At 39.4% G+C, this 24,158-nt stretch carries 10 protein-coding genes and 2 pseudogenes; 10 read left to right on the top strand and 2 right to left on the bottom strand.

Features of this window, described 5'->3' with window-relative positions; all coding sequences use genetic code 11:
• The first annotated feature begins 7 nt into the window (after nt 1-7).
• The 10 genes and pseudogenes from ACXACM_RS05295 to ACXACM_RS05250 all read left to right on the top strand — a co-directional run bounded on the left by ACXACM_RS05295 (nt 8) and on the right by ACXACM_RS05250 (nt 19,132).
• Nucleotides 8-5,047 carry a discoidin domain-containing protein gene (locus tag ACXACM_RS05295; RefSeq protein WP_474820287.1) on the top strand — a complete coding sequence of 1,680 codons (5,040 nt, stop codon included), beginning with the start codon at nt 8-10 and terminating at the stop codon, nt 5,045-5,047.
• 216 nt (nt 5,048-5,263) lie between these two features.
• Nucleotides 5,264-7,519, top strand: a complete 2,256-nt coding sequence (locus ACXACM_RS05290; protein ID WP_474820286.1) for a TonB-dependent siderophore receptor — start codon at nt 5,264-5,266, stop codon at nt 7,517-7,519.
• Nucleotides 7,520-7,652: 133 nt separating this feature from the next.
• Nucleotides 7,653-8,879 (top strand): PepSY-associated TM helix domain-containing protein, encoded by a 1,227-nt coding sequence (locus tag ACXACM_RS05285; RefSeq protein ID WP_474820285.1) that lies wholly within the window; start codon nt 7,653-7,655, stop codon nt 8,877-8,879.
• 342 nt (nt 8,880-9,221) lie between these two features.
• A pseudogene (locus ACXACM_RS05280) lies at nt 9,222-10,504 on the top strand (tyrosine-type recombinase/integrase).
• Nucleotides 10,505-10,571: 67 nt separating this feature from the next.
• Nucleotides 10,572-11,711: a hypothetical protein gene (locus ACXACM_RS05275; protein ID WP_474820283.1), complete on the top strand. Its 1,140-nt coding sequence runs from the start codon at nt 10,572-10,574 to the stop codon at nt 11,709-11,711.
• Nucleotides 11,711-13,843, top strand: a complete 2,133-nt coding sequence (locus tag ACXACM_RS05270) for a hypothetical protein (RefSeq protein WP_474820281.1) — start codon at nt 11,711-11,713, stop codon at nt 13,841-13,843. Before ACXACM_RS05275 ends, ACXACM_RS05270 begins: the two co-directional genes overlap by 1 nt.
• Nucleotides 13,844-13,963: 120 nt before the next feature.
• Entirely contained in the window at nt 13,964-14,941 is a 978-nt protein-coding gene (locus ACXACM_RS05265; RefSeq protein ID WP_474820280.1) for a hypothetical protein, read from the top strand.
• A complete protein-coding gene (locus tag ACXACM_RS05260) occupies nt 14,938-15,417 on the top strand; it encodes a Panacea domain-containing protein (RefSeq protein WP_474820279.1) in 480 nt (159 codons plus the stop codon). The genes ACXACM_RS05265 and ACXACM_RS05260 overlap by 4 nt, the downstream gene beginning before the upstream one ends.
• Before the next feature lie 334 nt (nt 15,418-15,751).
• Nucleotides 15,752-16,229, top strand: a pseudogene (locus tag ACXACM_RS05255) (transposase); the annotation flags it as partial.
• Nucleotides 16,230-16,417: 188 nt separating this feature from the next.
• A complete protein-coding gene (locus tag ACXACM_RS05250; protein WP_474820277.1) occupies nt 16,418-19,132 on the top strand; it encodes a hypothetical protein in 2,715 nt (904 codons plus the stop codon).
• A gap of 605 nt (nt 19,133-19,737) precedes the next feature.
• On the opposite strand, the gene ACXACM_RS05245 is transcribed toward ACXACM_RS05250, so the two are convergent.
• Together ACXACM_RS05245 and ACXACM_RS05240 are read right to left on the bottom strand one after the other, a co-directional pair.
• Nucleotides 19,738-21,537, bottom strand: a complete 1,800-nt coding sequence (locus tag ACXACM_RS05245) for a DUF2357 domain-containing protein (protein WP_474820276.1) — start codon at nt 21,535-21,537, stop codon at nt 19,738-19,740.
• A gap of 9 nt (nt 21,538-21,546) precedes the next feature.
• Nucleotides 21,547-24,063 carry a hypothetical protein gene (locus ACXACM_RS05240; RefSeq protein WP_474820275.1) on the bottom strand — a complete coding sequence of 839 codons (2,517 nt, stop codon included), beginning with the start codon at nt 24,061-24,063 and terminating at the stop codon, nt 21,547-21,549.
• Nucleotides 24,064-24,158 lie beyond the last annotated feature (95 nt).

The raw sequence follows: 24,158 nt of genomic DNA, 5'->3' as shown, positions 1-24,158 counted from the left end.
ACACCAAATGAACACCTTTGCGCAACCTGACAGACATTGGCTTCACTATGCTTGCGGGATATTTTTGAGTCTTATCTGTATGCATGCAGTACAAGCGGCAGCTCCGGATATCACAGATTATCAACCCGAAATTATAGAGTTTACTGATAGCAACGGATTCACGCACCCAGGCATTGGTTTGACCAAAGCTATTCTAGAAAATGCCAGAGCACGAATTCATGCCCAGCAAGAGCCTTGGTATTCTTACTATCTGGACATGACCGAAACTTCCTATGCAGCCATTGATACGCAATCGAGTAATTCCCTGTCTGACTCCCCGACTACACCGATATCAGTGGTCTTTGACAGCAAAGGCCAAAATGCACGTTTCATTCAGGACGGCCTTAAAGTGTATACTCAGGCCTTGATGTATTACATTACGGGGGAACCGACTTACCGCAAAAACGCCATTGATATTCTGACGATATGGAGCAAAATGGATCCAGCACAATATGCTAATTTTGCCGATGACCATATCCACACAGGTATTCCACTCAACCGCATGTTAACGGGCGCTGAGATTATACGGTATACCTCGAGCCCTATAGCTGAACTGGAGTGGACACAAGCTCAAACGGATGCTTTGACTGCAAACCTTATCACTCCGGTTATAGACACATTTCAGTACACTCAGGATGAATTTATGAACCAGCACTTGTACCCTTTATTGGGAGCAATGGCAGGTTATATCTACACCGGTAACTCTGAGCGCTATGCCGAAGCAGTAGAGTGGATGACCGTCAATAAAAACGCCAACAATCAAGGTTTCAATGGCTCGATAAAACGTCTTTTCCGCCTTGTTGATACCAACGCATTAACCGGAGAGATACTCAAGACACCCGTAATACAACATGTAGAAATGGGCAGGGATCAGGCGCATGGAGGTGGTGATTTGACCAATTCCGCGATTATCGCCCGAATGTTCTATGCTCAAGGTACATTGGTTGACCCCATCGAAGGTACATTATCAACAGATGCTGATGCCGTAGGTCTGTATGACTTTCTGGATGATCGTATTCTTGCAGCAGCGGATTACTTCTGGCAATACATGCTCGGATACGAAACTGACTGGGTACCCACACCATTTTCTATCTTCCCAAATGGAGATGTAAAAGGGATATACACACGCATATCAGATTCGTATCGAGGTCGAATGGAAACCGCCAATTTCTGGGATATGTATTACTTCTACACTTACGAGAAAGAAGAAGACCTCAGCGATATAGCGCCGCATTTTTATGAAGCGTTCACTAAGCGCCCACCCTCAAATCGCTATTACAAAAACACTCTGAAAACAAACTGGACTAATGTTGATGGTGGTGGTGACTTTTGGCTCTACATTCCAGCTGAGGCGGCAGGAGATGATTTTTTGCCACCTGAACAGGTGGAGAATATTATCGAGGTTGAAGAACGTTACACTGCCTATGACAGCGGCTCGGAGACATTAACAGATGGCGAGACAAGTTATATCCGATTACAGGCTAGTCCAACGGGAAGTCGCATAGGATTGCTAAACCTCTCGTATGATAATCGTGAAAACGACGTACTGGTTGGTTTAAAAGTACGCTCTTCTGGCAATGCAATTTTTGCTCTGAGTAAGGATCAATCATCACCACCCTATCAGCAAATTGTTTTACCAGACACGAAAAATACGTGGGTATATTTGGTCTATAACATGGGTATAGACGCCGTAAGTTATGGTCAATTGGACAAAGACTATAGCCTGGGTTTCGTTACCGTTTCAGGCGACAACTCAACTGTTGATATTGATCACCTAAATGTCGCGTCAGATGGAACATTAAGTCCTGCTGTATTTAACTCACCTTCGCCTGTTGCATATGGTTACGTTGGCAGTACGGTTACATTAGATTTATCTGCCAGTGACGACGAAACCCTGTCCTATTCGTTAAGCGGTGCGCCGGATAACGTGATATTTGATCCTGCTACTGGAGAATTTTCATGGACGCCACAAGCCGCAGGTAGTTATCAATTTGTTGCTATTGCCGATGACGGCAGCAGTTGGCAATCTGAAATTGTCACTATTCATATCGGAGAAAATCGCGAGCAGGCCATCGCGCTTGCCAGTGCGAGTTATGTTGAAAGTCTTGTGTATACAAGGTCTTCAGAAGATAACTATCTCAGCGCACTAAATTCTGCATTGAGTGCACAAAACAGTGACGAAGTCACTTTCATCAATAGCCTTGCTACGTTAGGACGGGCATCGCAGGCACTGCAAAAAGTCACTCCATTACTAGAAGATAACAGTATCGATTATACCGGACTAGTGGCCGAATCAACCTTTGGCACGGCAATCTCCATGCTAACGGACGGGAACAATAACACCTTTCCATTATCAGGACTTGCGCCGTTTCCAGATTTATACCACATCATTGATTTCGGGCAAGATTTCAACATCAAACTGTCTGCTGTTGGGATCCAGCCAAGAATGCACTTTATAGATAGGGGCGCAGGTACTACCGTTTTTGCATCTAATGATGCGGTAAACTGGGAGCGTATCACTCCTGAACAATCACCTTACTCTGGCGAATTATCAGTATTATCTGTTGCAACAGAATTCCAAGACCGGCAGTTTAGATTTATAAAAGTTGAAATGATTGACCCGCAGCCAGATGAGTTACGTAATCAAATCCTAAATATTTTCGAACTTGGCGAATTGCGACTCTACGGCGAGCGCGTTGAAACTGACAATAAAATTGAATCAACTCAATGGCAATCTGGTAATGATTCTAACGATGGGCTAACGGAAATCGGTGAATCAGTCACTATTACTTTTAGTACCACAGAACCTGTTGACGATGTCAGTGTTGTTATTCAAGGACTCGACGCAGTGGTAACGACTACAGATGGCATTCACTGGACTGCAACGGTTAATTTAAGCCAAGACGTCGACACCGGATATGTGCGCTACAGCATCGAATATACGACCACAGAAGGGACTACCAATACTTATTCAGATGTTACTGACCTCTATGTAGTGAACGGCCAAGACATGATTGCCGCGTTCTCAAGCAGTGCAGATTATATCGACCCATCAACGTCTTACGGTCGCCCTAGTGATGCGGTTACCCAGACACAGGTAGGCTACCTGTTTGACGAAGACATTACGACCAGCTCAGATTTCCGTAACGGCGTGAATGGTGCGGGAGGTTACATAACGTTTGATTTACGCAACGGCAATAGTGCCGCATTAACATCTGTCGATTTACTGGCTCGACAAGATCAATATTTTGGTCGAATATACGGCACAGTTATACAAGGCTCCAACGATAATCAAACCTGGAATACGCTGACCGAAGAAGCTTTTTCAAGTATTGATTGGCAGACGTTAACTGTCGAAGACACTACGCATTACCGCTACATCCGAATATACAACAGTAGGTCTTGGTTTGGTAACCTTGCTGAGGTGCGTTTCCACGGCGATTATGTTGGGCCGGTGAATCTGGTTAGTAGCGTGAGTATTGACTCCCCTCAAAAGCTAACAAGTGGCTTAGTATACAGTGGTGACGAGGCAGTCCTTACCGTAACGATGACCCAACCTGTCTACGATATGCGCATAACAATACAAGGTGAGGAAGCCTGGGTTGAGACTGCAGACGACATTAACTTTACTGCCTCACAGATATTATCAGCACAAAAAGAAGCTGGATTTGTTGACTTCACCGTCAATTATACAAGCAATAACGGATCCTATGGCATGCCCATAGTAGCCACAACAGACCAATCAAAACTATTTATTATTCATAATTACGACCTTTTGACAGAGACTTTGCTCGATGCAACCTGGTTTGATCCATCAACGTCGAATGGGCGCCCTAATGATACAGAAACTGCAAAACAGCTAAATTACTTATTCGATGATGATCCAGCCACCTCTTCCGATTTTCGGCTAGGTGGTAATGGCAGTGGGGCTTATATAACATTTGATTTAGGATCTGCTGATGCGATATGGCTGGCGGGCGTTGAGGTACTGGCTCGACAGGACAGATATTATACCCGAATAGAAAGCATGGTGGTACAGGGTTCTAATGACAATGAAACCTGGACAACACTCACGGAGCCGGCGTCAAAAGTGGAACACTGGCAGAACCTCAGCGTAGATTCTGACCAGTATTATCGTTACATCCGCCTTTACAATAGCAAGAATTGGTTTGGAAATATCGCGGAAATCCGGCTGCATACAGACAACACTGCTCCCGCCACGTCAAATGACAGCCCCACTGGCTGGCAAAACTCCGCTGTTTCAGTAAACCTATTAGCTATTGACGATTGGGATCCGACTCCAACTACTTATTTTACAATTGATAACGGGGAACAAGTCACTGGCTCAGAAGTTATTATCAGGGAAGATGGAGTCTACCCACTACACTATTATAGTGTAGATGCCGCTGGGAACGAAGAAGCCCCTACCATCGTTAATGTCAAAATAGACACTAAGAAGCCAACCTTAAACATATCAACCTCAGGTGGGCCATTAGCTGAAAACGATGTGATTTTGGACAATGAGATATTATCAATATCATTTGGCGATGATATTTCGGGTTTGGCACAGATCACTGTTACGCTGGATAATAAAGAGGTGCCGGTTCAAGATAGTGACGTATCTCTGACAATACCGCTAGCCGCCAAATTGGGTGATCATGCAGTGACAGTCGAAGCCATCGACTCAGCGGGAAATAGCGTTACTCAAAATATTAACTTTACCGTGACGACTAGCATTGAATCTATTTATTCACTGGTACTGGAATATAGGGAGAAAGGTCAAATTGAAGAAAGGTTTGCCAACGGAATACTTAAACGCCTTAAAATAATCCTTCAGAAAATCCAAATGAAAGCGCATAACAGCTCGGGGGTCAGGTTACTACATCAACTAAAGAGAAAGCTGTCTCACCCGCAAAGTAACTATTGGGTTAGCCAGGAGGCAAGTGCTGTGTTGCTTACCGATATTGACTATCTAATTGAACAATATGCCATCTTGCAAGAACACTAAATTATGCCCGACGTGCCCGTTTAGTTCACAAAAACCGCGATAACTTCGCGGTTTTTTTTATCTGTACTATCGGAAAGTATCGCCGTCCTAAGGACGCAATCGACCGTTTTAATGAGTGCGATATTTGTTTGCAAGACCATCCTCGCTAGATTAGTATAACCGCAAATAATAATAACTCGCATTATCACTTGCAAAGTTAAACTATAAAGATTTCCTATGAAAAAAACACTTTTAAGCACGCTTATAGCCACTTCATTAAATGCTAGCTTCGTTCCCACAGTACAGAGTCAAGAACAAGGAACCGCGTCTAAAGAAATCGAAGATATTGAGGTGATTAGTGTTGTCGGTACCAACCAATCTCGTTACATCATCCAGGCGAATGACGGTGCTACCGGCTTAGACCTTTCTTTTCTACAGAATCCCCGCAATGTCACCCTTATACCCGAACAACTCGTGCTGGACAGAAAAATCACTACTCTTGAAGAAGCACTTAGAAATGCTCCGGGGGTAAGTGCTGGTGATGGATTTGGCGGTACAAACGATGACTTTTTCATGCGTGGTTTCAGACGAAACTCAGTTTATCGTAACGGTTTTAGGGTAACGTCGAATTTTAAAACTAACCTTTCGAATACCGAATACGTTCAGTTAGTTAAAGGCCCTGCTGCGATTACTTACGGCCAGGTCGAACCGGGTGGAGTGGTTGACGTGCGAACTAAACGGCCTTTGGACGAACAGCGCATAGCGGGTGAAGTACGCTACGGTTCATTTAACGATAAGTTTGCGATGATTGACTATGCTCAACCAATCAACGAGGACTTGGATATTCGTATTGTAGCCTCTACTCAAGATGCAGAAAGCTTCCGGGATTTCTCTGAAATTAAGCGCGATACCATTGCCTTTTCGTCCCGCTATTTTGTAAGCGATGACACGAAGGTAAATTTTGCATATGAATGGCGTGATGAATCTCGACCACTTGATCGTGGAACAATTGCTATCGAGACCTCTGAGGGGCCGCGAATTATCAACGAGTTGCTTGATGTCCCCTTCAGTCAGCGCTTTGGAAGCCCTTGGGAAATTGCAGAAGTTGACTATCAAATTGTTGAGTTGGGCCTCGAGCACGAGTTTAATGCTAACTGGAATTTAGAAACAAATTTAGCTTTCGAAGACTCTACCGGTAATGACCTGCAATCTCGCCCTAGAGTTGCTTTTGTCGTTGATGCTGATACGCCGATCAATGACCAAGGCTATGCGACTGGTGTGTTCGATTCTTCCATTATTACATCCGGGGCTATTTATGATGACCCTACTGATCGCGTGTATTTGAATAAGCGTTTAGACGGTAGCCGCGATCGCAACATTGAATCTATCCTTGGCAATGTAAAACTGCGGGGAGCTTTCGACTTCGCAGGAATGACCCATCAGCTCATTATCGGGGCAGATTATATTGATAACAACACAACCCGTCTGTTTGTTACTGGTGCCGAGACTGATGGTGATACAGCTCCGTTTCACAGCTTTATTGACCCTGTCTATGAGCTTTCGGATAACTTTTCTTTAGACGGCGTACCCCTAGATACGTGGACTGAAAATGACAAAGGTTATTACGCCAACATTTTTACCGACATTACCGATAAAGTTGGCGTGCTCGTCGGTATTCGATATAGTGAAACGGATTACAAGTCTGATCGAGAAGGAACCGTATTAGCGCAAACCAGCGCATCAGGTACAACGCCACAATTCGGTTTCACCTATCGTCCATTCGAAGCCTTGTCATTCTTTGCATCCTATTCTGAGTCTTTCCAACCGAATACGGTTGTCCCTAACAACGCTGGGGACGTCAGGGAAATAGATCCAGAAGAAGGGGAACAATTTGAGTTAGGTTTAAAAACCGAACTGCTTGAAGGTAAAGTTCAGGGCTCCCTTACATTGTATAACATCGATAAGGTGAACGTAGTAGACGGTTTAGATGATGATGGAAATGTCATATTTATTGATGGGCGCTCCTCTGAAGGTGTTGAATTGAGCGTTACAGGTCAGCCACTGGACGGTATGAATATTTCGGTTTCTTATGCGTATACCGACGCGAAAGACAAAGATGCCTCAGGAGAATCGCGGCAAGCTGAGAGTATTGCAGATAACATTTTAAACCTCTATGCATCCTATGAATTCCAAAGTGGCAACTTTGAAGGGCTTGGACTTGGCGCTGGCTACTACTATGAGTCAGATCGAGTAATGGATGCGGAAGGAAACCTTTCGTCACAATTAAATTTGGGTGATATTTCTCTGGTCGATTTATCAGTGTGGTACACGGTTCCAACATCGAATATGTTTGGCAAGTCTGGCAATGTACGTCTTCAACTTGCGGCCAAGAACGTATTTGATGAAGAATACTACGGTGCTGGCTTTACTGTACTACGCATCCCATTAGGAGCCCCCCGAACTGTTACTGCTTCGGTATCCTTTGACTTTTAAAAAATCTAACGCGTATTAAGTAAGTGGGGTGCATTATTTTGTATTCCACTTTTCATTGGTTAATGATGCAATCAAACCTCAAATGTCTGCTCAGGCACGAGGCGTTTAATACATTAAACTTTAAAGGCAACACGTGGCGAAAGATAACCGAAAGAGTTTAAAAAAGCTGTACAACTGGCACGCTTGGGTTGGTTTTAATTTCGCAATTCTAATGTTTGTTGTGCTTTTAACAGGCACCATAGCCACGGTTTCTAATGAAATCGACTGGTTTATTTTTGACGAACTACGCGCATCTTCCAAGCCAGAAGGGCGAAGCAGTAAGCCCACCGCTGATGATTGGAGTGAAATATATGCATCGATTAAAGATGCATACCCCAACGGCCAGCCTCGATTTATGCTTACAATGGGTGAAGATTATCTGACATTTCGGGCAATGATTGATGACGAGGCCATAAACAACGAATTTGTTCAGGTCGATCAATGGACCTATGAGGTTACCGGCACCATGCCGAGGCTTAGCGTTCAACGCTTCTTTCGGGATTTTCACAGATACCTTTTCATGCCTGCACTACCCGGTATTATTTTTTCCTGTTCCATGGCGTTTATATTAGCTATATCAATATACACTGGGTTGAAAACCACCAGAAACTGGCGCAAAGCGCTGTTCCGTGTTCGCTTCGATAAAGGTGGTCGAATCGCATTGAGCGATCTGCATAAATTCATGGGCCTGTGGGGTGTATGGTTTACCACCCTGATGTGCGTTACAGGTTTGTGGTATTTTTACGAATTTGGTTATCGCCTTACAGGCAATAGCGTTGAACCTCGCGGCCCACAAGTTGAGCTCGCTGAGCAAAGCAATTCGCCTTTGTCTACTAATAATAATCAGTCAGCCAACGAAATTTATTTAACGGCTGAAGAGTTTACACAGGCGATCCGCACCGCACAAAACGTTCACGACGATTGGCATATCACCTCGATCATTATACCCCAAAACAAAACATCCCCCATTCAAATGCGCGGTGTAAAAAACAATCCACTGCTGCGAGATAGGGCATATAGAGTCTTTATTCATCCAGAAACTTTAAGAGTAATAAGCAGATTTACACCAGAATCAATTGGCGTAAACGCCTACTTGAACGAATATGCCGACCCATTACATTTTGGTACCTTCGGCGGCATTTGGACTAAGGTTATTTGGTTTATTTTCGGCATTGCGCTTACTGGAATGTCTTTAACCGGTGTATGGATGACGTGGAAACGTATCAAGTCTAAGTCGCTAACACGAACACAACTCGGTACGTTACCTATTTTCGTATTAGCGGCTATAGCGTTGTACTTTTATATTGGCCGATTTACATAGTAATTCTCGCTTACGCCATAACTGGGCATCACGCTACACCTAAAGCGAACAGCATTATAGCACCCTTGGAACGCGGGTAGTGCCATCCGAAAAGCGAATCTAGTTTTTGGAATAACCGGTTTTATTTAAAATGACGCATTGGGGGCTTAAAATCAAAAAAGCCCCGCAATCGCTTGCAGGGCTTCTTGAATAATGGTGCCTCGACCCGGGATCGAACCAGGGATACGCGGATTCTCAAAAGAAAGCTCAATCAATTCCTTTTATATTTCAATCAATTAAAATAAAAAAATAAGACTTTGCAAATTCTTTGCAAACACACACATTTCCTGTTCTACTATTAGCATGGCTAAACAGATTGCTCGACACGATATTAACGACGCATTGTATGTCTTCAAACAAGATAACAGCGAGCGTTGGTATGCGCGTTTCGTTCTATTCAATAAATGGTACTGTAAATCCACTAAGAAGAAAGATAAAGATGAAGCTATTGCTATGGCACATCGTATCTTCCTCGACCATGAGGTACGGATTGAGAACAACACACTAGTTCAAAGCAAGCGGTTTCGTGATGTTGCAGAACGGGTCATCGAAAAACTGCAAAATGAATTAGCACATGGGGGCGGTAAGCCTACCTACAAAGACTATATCTCTGTATTAAACAAATACCACATTCCTTACTTTGATAGAACATACGTCACCTCTATCAACCAAGACACAATTAAACATTTTGATACGTGGCGTATTGAGAAAATGAAGCGGACACCCGCGTCCTCTACCCTACTTACTCACAACTCAGCACTGCAATTAGTATTTAAAGAAGCGATTGAACAAAAGTGGATGATAGCCGCACAAGTTCCCGTACTGTCATCAAAAGGTGAACATAGTAAACGGCGCGCTGCATTCTCAGAGGACGAATACGATACTGTACTGGAAGAAATCTATGACGGAGAGCTAAACGCCCATAGTGACAAAACCAGACAAATTCGAGAACTACTTTATGACTACTGTGAAATAGCAGTTAACACTGGTATTAGACCCGGTACAGAGATGGAAAATCTAACGTGGAAAGACATTGAAATTAAGACTCAAGGTGCCAAAGCCCAGTTTTTCATCCATGTCACCAAAGGAAAAACGACCAAATACACTGGTGCGCGAAAAGTAGTCTGTAAGCGGGATGTCATAGGCGCATTAATTCGACTGCGTGAGCGTTTCCCGTTGCGCACGCCAAACCAAAAAATATTCTTACTGGCAAACGGTGAAGCTACGCCACAACTGGGCAAAGCATTTGAGAAAGCACTGCGAAGTTCTGGACTGAAAGATTCACCCAGAGGACCCAGAACGCTTTATTCACTGCGACATACATATATCACTTGGCAACTATTAGCCGGAACCAGCACGGACGTTATCGCGCGTCAGTGCGGTACAAGTGTAGCCATGATTGAGCAGCATTACAGCCATGTTAAACCTGAAATGTTTGCAGATACTTTATCTGGTGTGACATTCGATGAAGAGAAGCCAAAGCCCAAGTCGAAAAAACGTTAGCAAGGCAAGAAAGGAGTAAGGAGCGTGATGAGAAACAGTTCAAGGAATGGACAAAAGAGTATAAAGATAGAGGGTGTATTTGATACGATAGGTATCAATGCCTCGGGAGCTTAAGCAATACAATAACCAACAGGATGGTACTTCTGACTTATGAAAACTTTAATTATTCCGAAGGATTTAAATCCTAAAAATCAGAGCGCCGTTTTCAAAAAAGTATTAGACAATCCTGAAGCATTCATTCGTATGAGCTCTAAGGGTCTTAAATTTAGCGGTTCGCTCGGGTTAGAGACTCAAGTAATACAATTATTAGCCAGTTGGTTCCGTTCTAAAAATTCCAGCAAAACAATTCAAACCTATTTAGGCTACGTTGAAGACCCGCAGTTAGGTGACCTATGCCAAAGTTTACTTGGAATGGCTTACCTGACTTTATGTGACAACATCCTTCTCTCAGATGGAGAGACCCTTCTCTCGAAGGGCAAAGCCTTTTCACCAGCAATTAGTTCTATTGAAAAATTGCAAAAACTTGACTTTAAAAATGCGTTCAAAGGTAGAAAGCTTTTTTTTCCTTGCTTGAAACCATCAAAAAGTAACGGATTAATAGAGCCCTTGTACCAAGCGGGAGAAATATCAAAAAGAGGAGAATTCAAATATATATTTCAGGAGGCATTGGATTTTCTTCTAGGTCATGAACAAAGAAAAATAATAAAGCCAGAGCTGTTTATTAATCTGGCTACTTGCGTCTACGAACTTTTTAAAAATACTGATGACCACTCTTTACGGGACGAAAAAGGTAACTTCTATTTAAATTCTGTAAGAGGTATTAATTTAAACATTTCTCTTCTTGAAAGAAATCAACTCTTGTTACTTTTGGGTGAGAAAGAAAGTTCGTATATCAATTGCTTATACAACGGCCTCCCTAAAGTCACTTTTTTAGAACTGAGCGTTGTTGATACAGGTATTGGATACGCAAAAAGTTGGATTAGGAATACAGGCGACGCTGCTAAATCAATATCCATTAATGAAGAAATTAATGCAGTTCTAAGTTGTTTCAAAAAGCATAATACAACCAAAAATAAAAGTTATGCTGGGTCTGGCTTAACGAATGTTTTGGATAGCCTGGGTTCGTTGAATGCCGGCTTTATTCTTAAAACAGGTCACACAACAGTGTCAAGTTTCGCGAGGGATGGTGAGGTCAGTATCGATAAAAACTCAATACAAATTGAAGACTATGAGCTAGCTGGGACTTCGTTCACTATTCTGGTACCACTGATATTTAAGGATGAATATTGATGCTTCATTTCGAGATGGCACAAAGAGAAAAAATAAGACTTGTTTTGTTCATCCCCCTAATTCAGGAAGAATCATCTTCTCTCTCAGATATAGTTGAGCAAACTTATGAGAAGTACCATAGGCCTGATGAAGTAATTGTGGTTATCCCGTTATGTGAAAAAGACATCTTTAACGACTCTCTGAGTTCTTCTAAAGATTTAACGAATAATTTATATCGCTATGGTGAAAAAGTTAAGTTGTCTGTTGTCGCATTCGACGAACGAGGCGATCTATCTGGAGTGAGCGGAGTCGAGCTGAATAGTGATGGGCTTGGTCCACTGAGAGATGAACTTGTAGTGCAAGGGATCAGGCATTTGGCGTCGAAAAATCAAGTGGTAGAGATGAGTCCCCCTGGCTCCTCATTTATAAAACCTTCTCAAGATCAGCGCACAGAATTTATTGCAACAAATAGACTGGCGCAAAGCTATTCCGAATGTGTATTTGTTGGTTTTTGCGTATTGACCAAAATCAAAAACATCACCCAGTACAAAAAAATATACATTGATACATCTGCGATAAATCACATTGTCCTTGCGCTAATAAATTTAATAAACCGACTAAAGGAAAGCGTTAACTATCAACCAAAGTTTGAATCATTTCATTCCTATCGAGGACTAGGAAATCTTCGAATACCTCTCGGTGAAAAAGCCTTAATCCTCATATCAGCATCATCGAGCAACAATATGGCGAAAGAGATTTATCAGAAATGGAATAGGCTCCAAAACGAGGACGTTATTACACTTTTGTCATTCACTAAGTCTGAGAATGTTCTTTGCTCCCTCGAGTCTTCAATAAAAAGGAGACCGGACAATATTGAACGTTATGTAAAAAGGGTAGATGAATACTTCACCATAGAGCACTCTGAACCCAAAAGCGTGGTAATTAAGAAAATACATGGAGAGGAACTTTCTAAGTGGCCTTTCAAACAGCTGTATCAATCTCTTAGCCACGCATGTAATAGACCTAAAATAGCTGGGCATAAAGAAAAAGAATTAACTGTGGACCTGAATGAAATACCAGAGAGTCTACTCAGTAAGCTGGATGACTGGTGGAATGATATTGTCAATTGGCACATTCCAGTCACTACAAAATATATCATTACAGATAAAACGGACGCGTTTCTCAAAAAGTATATCGAATCATTGCAAACACACCTCACTGTTGAGGTTATCGACTTTGAAGATGTTATAAATCAAGAATTTCAGTCTGCAAACTCAGCTGCCGTCCTTCTCCTCCCTGTTCTGGGTTCCGGCGACAAATTTATTGCTGCCAATAGAGATCTTCGATTAGCAGGCCACGATGGACTGAGAGTATTTGTAACGTTTTTCCATTTATTCAAGGGTAAATCAGCCCTTGCAACATTCGAGAAATCCCTGATTTTTGGGCCAGTGTTTAAGAAGTACAAGTTCTTTTCCAAATATTCTATCAACGTTCCAGCAAGGATTGACAAGAGTAGTTGGCTGGCTGAACGTCACCTATTGCAGAAACACGAAGACCTCATAAATTCCACGGAGCTTCACGATAGATTCATGTGCTTGAATGACGTGTCAAAAGGACTGGAAGGAAAGATAGGCGTTAATGGACGGTTACACTCGGAACATCTTTCCTTTACTCGTCACTTCGCATTCTGGAACTTTGAATATGAGCCCGCTTCTGTGCAACCAGAAGCAGTATATTTAACAGTTGCGTCAATACTACAAAGCGCGAGAGATAACTTTAAGCACTCACCTGAGGATAGTTTGGAGTCAACACCACACCAGCAAGCAATCCTATCGCCTGATAACTTTGTTCGGTATAACGATCCACTACTACAGTCTTGTTTATGGCGTGCTGCTAAAGGCTCAGAACTTGATTACAGCTATGATGAAACGCTATCTGATGAATTTGTTGCGATTATGGAGCGACTATCACGCGCTACTAAAGAGGAGAGAGGAGAGGCATTTCCCGATTTGTTGTTGGCAGTGATTCTTGGGCGGGTTGTGCTTTGTAATACAGCTTTGGAGAGACTTCGTATGATCATCAACGAACTCGACCCAACAAATTTAAATCAGGTTACATCAGTTATGATTCAGATTTTCAATCTCGAACTCTGATTTAATAGTATATGACGTGGGAATAAATAGAACATATATCAAGCGTACAGTCTGAATGTATACGAAGGCATGTTAATGTAACTACGTAAAAGCAGATTAAATTACTAAGAATTGGAACCAATGAGTGATTTAAATTTTGGATTTACTGGAAGCTCTTCCTCATTAAAGGATTTCTCTACCAAATTAGGGCAGTGGTGGTACATATTTGCGGCAGCCGTTGGTTCAGCAATTGTTAGTGTATCAGCGTCATTCGCTGGAAGTTATGACATTTGTGGCAATTGGCAATCGACCTCTGGAGTTGCAGACTTTGCATTATTCGTACTTTTCATGCCTTGGGCTTGGCTAGTCTTGGGCTCTCTGATGATAATTTATGGAGGAAAAGGAACTTATATTGATCAAAAAAATCTCAATTTAAGAAATGAAGAGCTCAGTGAAGAGATAAAAAACGTTGATCAGCTAAAAGAGCAAATCAACAGTGTTAGTGAGGATTCTGAACTATTACAAAATGAGCTTGCAGAATTACAGGTCAAGTTAGTAACGACTTGGTTAAAAGGAAGTGCTAGGCAACTAAATCTAGGAACCCATTGCCGTGCAACAATCTATTACTATATTAATGAGAAGTTTTACTTAATAGCAAGATACTCACAAAACCCTAAATATGCAGAAATTCACAGACTAACATTTCCAAGAAACAAAGGCGTAATAAGCCAAGCATGGGAACATGGAGTTTGTGTAGATATTGAAAATATCCCTGTTTTTGATGAGGACAAACAGGAATACATTGAATATATGAAAGCACATTATGGTTATGAGCACGACAAAATCGAAAAGCTTACGATGAAAAGTTGTCAGTACATAGCCATCTCGGTAGTTGAAGCTGACAAGCACATAGGTGTAATTGTTTTTGAGTCTGACAAGAAATCATTATGGAAAGAACAAAAGGTAGCTCAAATCAAAAGATACTGCTCTGATTACCAAAGCTATATGGTCGACTTTATTCATGGGGCGATCAAATATGATAAAACTTTAAAAGTTACTCCAATTACTGATCATGATGTTGACGATGAATTCGTATCTACTTTTAGGAGGAAGTCATGAATAAATTGCGCTCGATCATGGCCTACATTGCGACAAGTTATCCTCACAAGAATGAATTGTCGAAGGCACGGTTGACTAAGCTGGTATATCTTTCGGATTGGTTTTCTTCGTTGCTAGATGAAAAGCAAATGACGGATATTGATTGGCTGTTCAATCACTATGGTCCTTACGTTGACGATGTATATGATGTTGCAAGTACAGACAGCGAGTTTTCAATAAAACCAGAAAAAACAATATATGGCGGTGATAAATTCGTTATCGCGTTCAACGGAAACCTGAATTCTTTAGAGCTCACTGACCGCGAGAAAGATATCATAGACACCATCATTGAGAAGACGAAATCAATGTACTTCAATGAATTCATCAGTTACGTATATTCTACGTATCCAGTGTCTTCTAATGAGAGATACTCTCACATGGATTTGGTTTCTCTAGCTAAACAATACAAATCTCAAAAAAGAACGGCTAATGCGTGAGATACGATTTTTACTTGAATTAGTTTGTTCAAATTAGTTCAAGTCAATTGAGCAGTAGTGAATTGGCTGATCAGTAAGTTACTGTTCAGTTAAGTCGTATTAATATAAGCTATTTTTTTCCTTCTCAGCTTATGACGTCGAAAAATTAGTGCTGTGAATCATTGTTCACAATACCAATTAGCTCTATTACTCCCCACTTCTCACCAGCGAATTTTCGCAGATGTTTATCAAGTTGCTTTTTGGTAAACGTCTTCTAAACCTGACCTTTCCCCCAAAAATAACACCATGACATTGATGAGATTTCCAATAAACTGGAGACAATGGAGATCTCAACATGAAGAAACGTTACAGCGAAGAGCAAATCATTAAGGCAATTAAGCAACATGAAGCTGGGGCCCATATCACGACATATGCCGTGATATGGGCATATCGTCCGGTACGTTTTATAACTGGCGAAGCAAATATGCGGGTATGGAAGTCAACGAAGCTAAGCGGCTCAAAGAATTGGAGTCAGAGAACAGTAAGCTGAAAAAGATGTTGGCTGACAAACTTCTGGAAGTTGAAGCAATGAAGGATGTGCTTTCAAAAAAGTGGTGACGCCAGCAGCAAGAAAGCCTGTAGCCCGCTATTTGATTGATGTATTTAAGCTCAGTGAACGGGTTGCTTGTAAGCTTGCTGGTGTCAGCAGAACGGGATTTCGCTATTGCCAAAAAGGTAAAGCTGATGAATCTGTTCGCTCACGTTTGAAAGAACTGGCGTCGCAGTATCCTCGATACGGCTATTTAATGCTTCATGGCTTACTCAAAGGAGAAGTGTAGTGGCATCCGTAGCTAAAGTTATATTTATAGCTGTACATCCTCTTATCGAAAGTCAACATCAAACCCTCCTTAAGTATGTAAAGTGAAGATTATTTTTTAAGCAACTATTGATGCCAAAAGCATCTGTATATAAAGTAAATACCTGCCGGTTATTTTTTAACCACCCATATCAAGGAAGAAATATGAAATTTGTAAAGCCTCCAAGCTGGGTACACGTTATTCAGGAGCCTGACTACAACGCACCACGTCAGGTTGTCATGTACATCAGAGTCATATTATGGCTGATACTTAGCCTATTTATAGCGATCGCACTTACAACATATATTTCGGAACTAAAACAACAAAATAAAATCGCTAAAAAGTATCAGAAAGATGTGACAGAGACTATTAAAGAGATAAAAGAGAATGGCGAAGATTCAAAACCAATTGATGAAGAACTAGATGAAGAAATAATAAAAATTGAAGAATATAGAGCCTTTTTCAACAAATCAATAACAAACGATCTCGAACTAGAAAAATACGCCGAATTCGAAAAAGCCTATCAAATATCAGCAAAAGAAATTGTGACTTACTTTGAAAAAATATCCTTAAATTGGAGAACTAATCATAATAGCTGTTCTGACATTCAATTTTTTGTAGATGATGAGTATGGAAAAGAAATAATTTTGAAAGAAACTGGTAGAACAGATAAAAAGCTAACGAAAGTAAAAGTTTTTGTAGATTCCAATGGAGGAGGATGGTGGTCTGATGATATTTATCAAAAAAGAATAAGCATACCATTTAAAGAACATGTTTGCGCTTTTATCGAAAACTTTATTGATAATCCAACTCAAAAAATTGAAAATACTGAAAATTATTCCCTGCCGCTAAAGTATTTAGTTATAAAGAGAAAACGAATTAATCGCAACGATGAAGATAGCAAGGAATACACAAACTTATTTACAATAAACAATTTAGAATATGTTCCGTTCACTGACACCGTAATCCCTTTTTCTGAACGACCGTGGTTGAGAGATGAAACACGGTTTAGAACTCGATCAGGACTTTTCGATTCTATAATTGATTCTAGGAAATCAATTATACCTATTAACGAAAGGATTCCAGATGAAAACTATGAAACCAATTGTTACCTTACTGAGTATTATGAAACAATAGCTAGGATAAATTCCTTCGACAATAACATGTCAAATGACAAAGATATTAGAACTGTGCTCTGTCAAAAAAACATGAGCTTCATAGATTTCAACACTAAATCCACTGAGAAAATTACACTATTCTATGCCATCGACATTGCCATTAGATTCAATATAAAAAACTACAACTCATCAATTAGAGAAAAAGTCGTGTCATTTATAAACAAAATCGTTTTTAGTGAAAAATTTAATAGCTTACTCACTGAGAAGGAAGAAGAAGATAGAAATGCAATTACGGACGTCATGGATAATGAAGTTACTGAGTTGAATTTAGAAGATATAATTGAATACACGCCGTATGATATGGTTATCATGATCATTATTTTTTCAATAGTATTTATTTTCCCCTTTAGAATTTTAGACATAGACACTGTGGTTCTTGTAGAAAAAAGCAACCACCATCCCTGTAAACCCAATACCAACTATCATTTCAATGGGAAAGTTTATAACAAATTTAAATCCTACCTAATATTAATTATAAGCACATTGGTTAGTGCTTTTAATTTAGAAAACTCAAAAATATATTTCACACAGTTAAAAACATCCCTTCTTAAGAAACTAAAAAAAATAGAAATAGAGGCTGACATAGAATTACAAAACAAAGAGAAAATCCTAGATAGACAGAGAATAACCTCAAGTTCAGACGAAAATACAACGACTTATTCCTTTAGACTAAAGTTATCAAAGTCTAAAAGGTTCTATTTTTTCAATCGAGCCATATATATTTATTTAAATCATGGATTATTTGACATTCAATTTAGATATGTTCCATCACGCGCATCCGTTAAACTTGAAATATTGCATAAGGATGACTTCATAGAAACGCTAAAATTAATTGACGAAAGCACCACTAATACAAAGTCTGAAACTCCCGAAATTTTCTATGCTATCAAATCTCTTATTTCAAAATCGGCCACGGGCAACTTCATATTCTATCAAAAAGAGTATTTTACGACACATTACAGGCCTGCCACAGATAGAATTTTCGCTGCTCGATATGGTTTATTAAACTCTAATTTCAACGAATCAATACGTGAAATTTCAGAGTCTGACATTTTCGACCTTCCTTTAGATAGATCAGGCATGGGATTTTGTAGAGATAGTGTTACTGCTGTCAAAAAAATCTTCCACAGTAACACAAGCAATGAATTATTTTCTGTCGTTAATATCTTAGATTTCAACTTAATAGAAAATGAAATTAATACTTTAGATATGAAAATAAGTCGTTGTGACGGTGTCAACTCTGCTGAAAAATCTAGATATGAGTTCGAAAGAAATGAAATTATAAATGCGTTGATTGATTGGTTTACATTTGGCCGTTCCAGATGCACAAAAATTTTTCTTTATAAAGATGAGCAGTCCTATAAAACTCAGTCCCGATTATTAATAGATTTAATAGAAAAAAGTAGACTAGCAAATGTTAATTTGTGTTACATTCTTCTGGAAGAAATTTCAAAATCCAACAAATTTAAAGATGAGAATATACCTCTCAAGGAGCTTGACTTCTTGCTATTGAAATGCAGAAATCAGAATATATGCTTTGAAACCAAGAGAATTAAAGCAATAAAGAAATTTAAAAGTGGCAGTACCAAAAACTCTAGAAAAATCGAAATTGACTCTATGATTTTGTGGGAAAGAGGAAAGGTAGATTACTATAAAAATCTCTACAAAAAATTAAAGAGCATTAGCAAACCATTAACATGACCTTTTGTACTACATATCATATATCCAAAATTAATTTCGCTTTAATTAGACTGGAAAATATTTTAATATAGACCACGGTCATGTTAGATATTAATTTAACTGAATTTGACGAAAAAACACCTATATATGGATTTTTTGCAGACTTAAGATAATTCCAAAAATTATGCGAAAGTCTGTCTGTCAAAGTAACTGTTACTTACGAATCAAGTTCGAAAGAATACCTCTCTTGGATTATGGGCACCCTAACCCATGGTCTTACTTTTTCAGTAGTATACCCAAACAATTATCAACTAAAGGTCGACTACTTTGGTTTTTCACAATCTAACATCCAAGAAGTTGTAGATTCCAATGGGTGCTATTGTAAAAAATATGACTCTTGGTTACTACCAAATAGCGGAATTGCAATTCAACTTTTAGACAAAGATTAATTCAAATCTAATATTGTGGATATATCAACCCTTGCGTTCTGACCACACCTTAATGCTTATTAACGTCACCAATTAAACAGTTCTATGAAAAACAGTGTGCAATACCAAAAGCCCTTACGTTCTGACCAGACTAATGCTAATTAAACTTACCTAGTTATTTCACTAAATACCAAAAAATTAGTCTATCAGATCAATAGTTTTCGTTATAACCGCATCAAGATCGCTTAACACCTTAGAGTTATCATCTTTCAAAGAAAGACCCAATGCCCCAAGTATTGGTTTTTGAGGACTGTCTCCGAATAAAGAAAATGGGTGCATGTGAAAATCCAAAAAGCTATTTTCAATGTCATTCCCAGGAAATAAGATAATCATAGAATGGGTAATACTCGGATTATCAATAGCTCCTATTCCATGAACGTATTTTATTACGCAGTCATTTAGATAGGTCCCATAAGCCAAATCTGGATTTGTGTATTTTGCATCGAAGATTAATAATTTTCTTACCCCATTACTATTTTCTAACTCCAAAACTATATCAGGGCAACGTTGTTGATATTCTCCTCGTCTAACACGAGTTGGATTGTCATTAATTGACTCGTTTACGGTTTTAATTTGTGTATTGAATATTGAAGTTGAAGTATTGTTATTAATATGCCCACTAGCCCAGAAAATAGGCTCATAATAAAGACGAGCTTTGTAATCAAACAGGTTCCCTTCCCATGAGCAGGTCGATGACCGATCCACTGACACACCATTGGTTTGGCACCATTTCCGCACTAATAAAATTGTATATAACTCGAAAAGCTTAGGAACATTATCAATTGCTATGAGTAACTTCCTAGATTCCCAATTAATTATAGAACCTTTGTACCAATCAATAATAGAACGAAAAATCAACGAATAGACTCGATTAGTCCTTACTTTAGGGGTGAATTTAGGTAGCGTGCTATCGCTCTTTGAAATATTCAGCTTGTTCTGAAGAACAGCTCTAATTTTCATAAGTTTTCTTTGATTGATGAATACCCGTTGCTTCTCAGGCATCATATTTTTAAGTAACTTTTCTGCTACAGAACCAAAAAAACTTACGTAACCATTATAAGTATTAAGTGATGGACGTGTCTGTTTTGTATTTTGAGTCTCTTTTAATATTTCCTGTAAAAAGCCTAGTAAGCTATCAATATAACCAATAATTATCTGATTTTCATAAACATCTGCACTTTCATAGATTACTGATGTTTGAACATACTTAGGAGCGAGCGACGAACCATACCATTCTAACAAGGTCGAGTCAGGGTCAGTACTCTGCTCAAATACGGAAACATTTTCGGCTAACCAAGATATTCCCTGCTCTTCAATATCAATATAAGGATTATGATGGATCGTTTTTAGCTTTGTATCTAAAGCAATAATTGGTCTATTGACAATAAAAGCAATATGTTCCTCTAAAACTTGTATATTACTCTCAAGCTTTTCAAGCAATCTGGATGGGGTGTCGCTGAAGTCGGGAGATACATCAGCCCCTCTTCTAGTCGCACCTCGCGAATTCAATAACTCAGACTCATCAGTAGAGAGAATAAAACTGATCATTGATTCGATCTGAGCTGCTGTGGCCTTTCTTGCAAGGACTTCTATCTGGCCGAGTTCAGATAATTCAACGCTACTATTTAACCCAAACCGTAAATAGAAGGTTGCTATACCAAAATAGTTGTAAAAAAGTGACTGTGGTCTGCCATCTTTATATACAGGATCAGCGTAATAATAGTAATCGCCGTGCCGCCCTTGATCTGGTCTTAAATTTATTTCAGCGTCTTCCAGTAACAAAGTAGGGTTATCAATCCATTCAGGCGAAGAGAGTACGATTCTGAACGGATCTGTTTCCAATATATACGGGAGAAGGTTATTTAAGTGCCTAGTTTGCGCAACATTTATTACTTCTCCCTTTCTTCTTCCTGCTAATATCTCAAGTTGGAGTTTCATTAATATTCCTTAAAAATAACTGAAACTTCCAACGTGCGCATCACCAGTAACTAGTATTGACTCTAAGATTTCACTAGTTCGATTTAAGCCTGAGCGCTGTGACTGATCTAAGATTTTCTCTATCCTTTTTTTGAAATCGGGCCCGAATCCTGTAATAGATGGCAGCATGTACTGTGATACAGCAAAGTCAACGGCTGTTGTTTCATCCATATACTCGTTAGTTCGCTTAAAATATGCTTGTATGGAATTAATTTTTCGCTTACTCACACGAATATTTTGTCCGAACTCTCTATTCGTATCTTCAAAAATATTAATTAACTGTTGAATTTTAGCTGGAACGTCTTCGTAACCATCATCGCTACTAATTTTTCCAAAGTACTTTTCTAAATGTTCATATTTTATTGAGCCGTTAATGTCACTTGCGGCAGAGCTCTTAATGCTCTGATAATCCTGTAAGTCCATTGAAATAATAGGAACTCTATCGCACAACCTAGGCGATAACATTTCTGTCGTTGCATCATTATTTATCGTCGCTATAAATCTTAGATTCTGAGGGACGTCTAAATACCTTTTTTTAGTATTAGTGTTACCAGTATCAATCGGACGATTCCGACCTTCACTATCAAAAAGGCCTAGGAAATCTGACATATAATGTTCTATGGGAGATAAATTAGCTTCATCAAGTAACACTAGCCTCATCGCTTTCTCAGCGTCTTTTAGGTTACCTTGAGCTAAAAACTGAAAAAGTCCTGTTTTGGCTGGCTGATAATTACCTTTCAACGCATTAAAGAAACCTATAAAGTCTCTTCCTGAAACCCAGCCTCGACTTACAGGTATATTCAAAAAGTTATCAAATTGGCTTACTGTTTTGTTAAGCCAAAGGGCTTCTGCAAGTCTTATCGCTGTTGACGTTTTACCTGCTCCAGGCAATCCCTTCAGTACAATCATAAATGATTGCTGGATAGTAATGAGGAGATTTGCCATCTCTTCAAAGCTGAAGGAGCGACCACCATCATCAAAACAGTTCACAAAGTACTGTATCAGCGAATCACCGTTACCTATAGGCTGCTCATGAAAAGTGGGTGGGGTATATGTAAGGTTTTCACTTTGTCTTGAAAAATCGCGCCCTTGCAGAAGACCTAATATTGTATTCTGTTTGACGACTTCACGAGCGATGTCAGGACTATTAAGTAATTTTTCTTGCTCTCTTACTGCATCTTGTAGCTCATTTTTTCTTCTCTCTAAATATTCCTTTTCACTTTCTAGATCATTTATCTTAGTAATATCTTTTAGTCTAGTAGACTCATTATCTACTTGTTCATTCAATTTCTTAAGATTATTTTCTTTTTCTGATATAGCTTGCTCAAGGTCTGCAATAACTTTCTTTCGTTCACTCTCTAGCTGCTCGCGAGTTTGCTGATGTATTTTCTGTATTTCTTGTTTCGCATTTTCTTGTTCTTGTGCGACTCGCCCTTTAACAAGAGTAATTTCTTTTTCTAATTCAGACTTTTCCAGCCTCAAAGATGATATTTCATCTTCAAATTGATTTTTTTGTGTTTTTAATGCGCTTGTTTGTGATTCAAATTTTTCAGGATTTTCCGTAATAAGGTTTTTTAAAAAAACTTTACCATCGCTACTCGATAACCAGTTATCAACAACCTCTTTACCAAGATCATTATCTGAAAGATATGTATCAAGTATACTTTTAATGCGACTCAATCTTTCATCATCATTTAATTTATAGTTTTTCTTTGCTTCTTGACTAATAGCCTGTTTCAACTGCTCTGCTGATTTTCTACTCAACTTCCCCGTTGATGAACCAAATCTGAATTTCGAAAAATAGGTTACCAACTGTGCATCATTGATATAGTCAATCTGTTCGATATTTTTTCCTAGTCGACTCGAAATATCTTTATGTGACGAAATAAACGCTTCAAATGGAAAATCTGTATTGTCTGTAATGGGAATATAGATACTATGCTCTGCGAGCTCTACAGCAGAGACCTTTGCCACAAAGTTAGTATTCAATCCGAGTGGAAGACATTGCGACGGTGTTACATATACTTCGTCATCAGCAGGCGCCGCAGTAAATGGTCCATATAAAAATGAATCATTTTCAATATAAAACTGCTTACTTGGAATAGATTGCTGTGTATATTTTAACAACCCCGTGCTCTTGTCCGGCAAATCGCTTTTTATGACTGGAATTAATTTTTCCGAGTCTAATTTTTTTGCATGTTTTCCTAAAGACCAGTGTTCAGCGATATTCGCATGTGCATTTATTTCATCTTTTTCTTTATCAATTTTTCCGTAAAAATCGAGAATGAAAGGTTCATCTTGTAGAAATTCTTGCTCAACACTGTCATAACCTTTTGATATCCATATTAAACCTGAAGGAAATTGTTTGATATCTATTGGAATTATATTATCGAATTCATCGAGGCAACAAAGGAGCTGCACAATTCCAGTGTCTTCAGCTTTCTGGTGGAATTTTCTAGTAACAATTAAACGCATGGTACCAGTCATATACATCCTTATAGGTATTGGATTGCTGTTTCTCCGATAGAGTAACGCAACTTAAACAAAGAGTTAACCGGAATTCAAATACTTTGCTACGAATA

It is taken from the genome of Alteromonas sp. AWQ4_252 (genome assembly GCF_056158205.1).
This window is presented reverse-complemented; position numbering and strand designations above follow the sequence as displayed.

Coding starts and splice junctions, on each gene's coding strand:
- ACXACM_RS05270 (WP_474820281.1), top strand. CDS start 11,711: ATGCTTCATTTCGAGATGGCACAAAGAGAAAAAATAAGACTTGTTTTG.
- ACXACM_RS05290 (WP_474820286.1), top strand. CDS start 5,264: ATGAAAAAAACACTTTTAAGCACGCTTATAGCCACTTCATTAAATGCT.
- ACXACM_RS05260 (WP_474820279.1), top strand. CDS start 14,938: ATGAATAAATTGCGCTCGATCATGGCCTACATTGCGACAAGTTATCCT.
- ACXACM_RS05245 (WP_474820276.1), bottom strand. CDS start 21,537: ATGAAACTCCAACTTGAGATATTAGCAGGAAGAAGAAAGGGAGAAGTA.
- ACXACM_RS05250 (WP_474820277.1), top strand. CDS start 16,418: ATGAAATTTGTAAAGCCTCCAAGCTGGGTACACGTTATTCAGGAGCCT.
- ACXACM_RS05265 (WP_474820280.1), top strand. CDS start 13,964: ATGAGTGATTTAAATTTTGGATTTACTGGAAGCTCTTCCTCATTAAAG.
- ACXACM_RS05295 (WP_474820287.1), top strand. CDS start 8: ATGAACACCTTTGCGCAACCTGACAGACATTGGCTTCACTATGCTTGC.
- ACXACM_RS05275 (WP_474820283.1), top strand. CDS start 10,572: ATGAAAACTTTAATTATTCCGAAGGATTTAAATCCTAAAAATCAGAGC.
- ACXACM_RS05240 (WP_474820275.1), bottom strand. CDS start 24,063: ATGACTGGTACCATGCGTTTAATTGTTACTAGAAAATTCCACCAGAAA.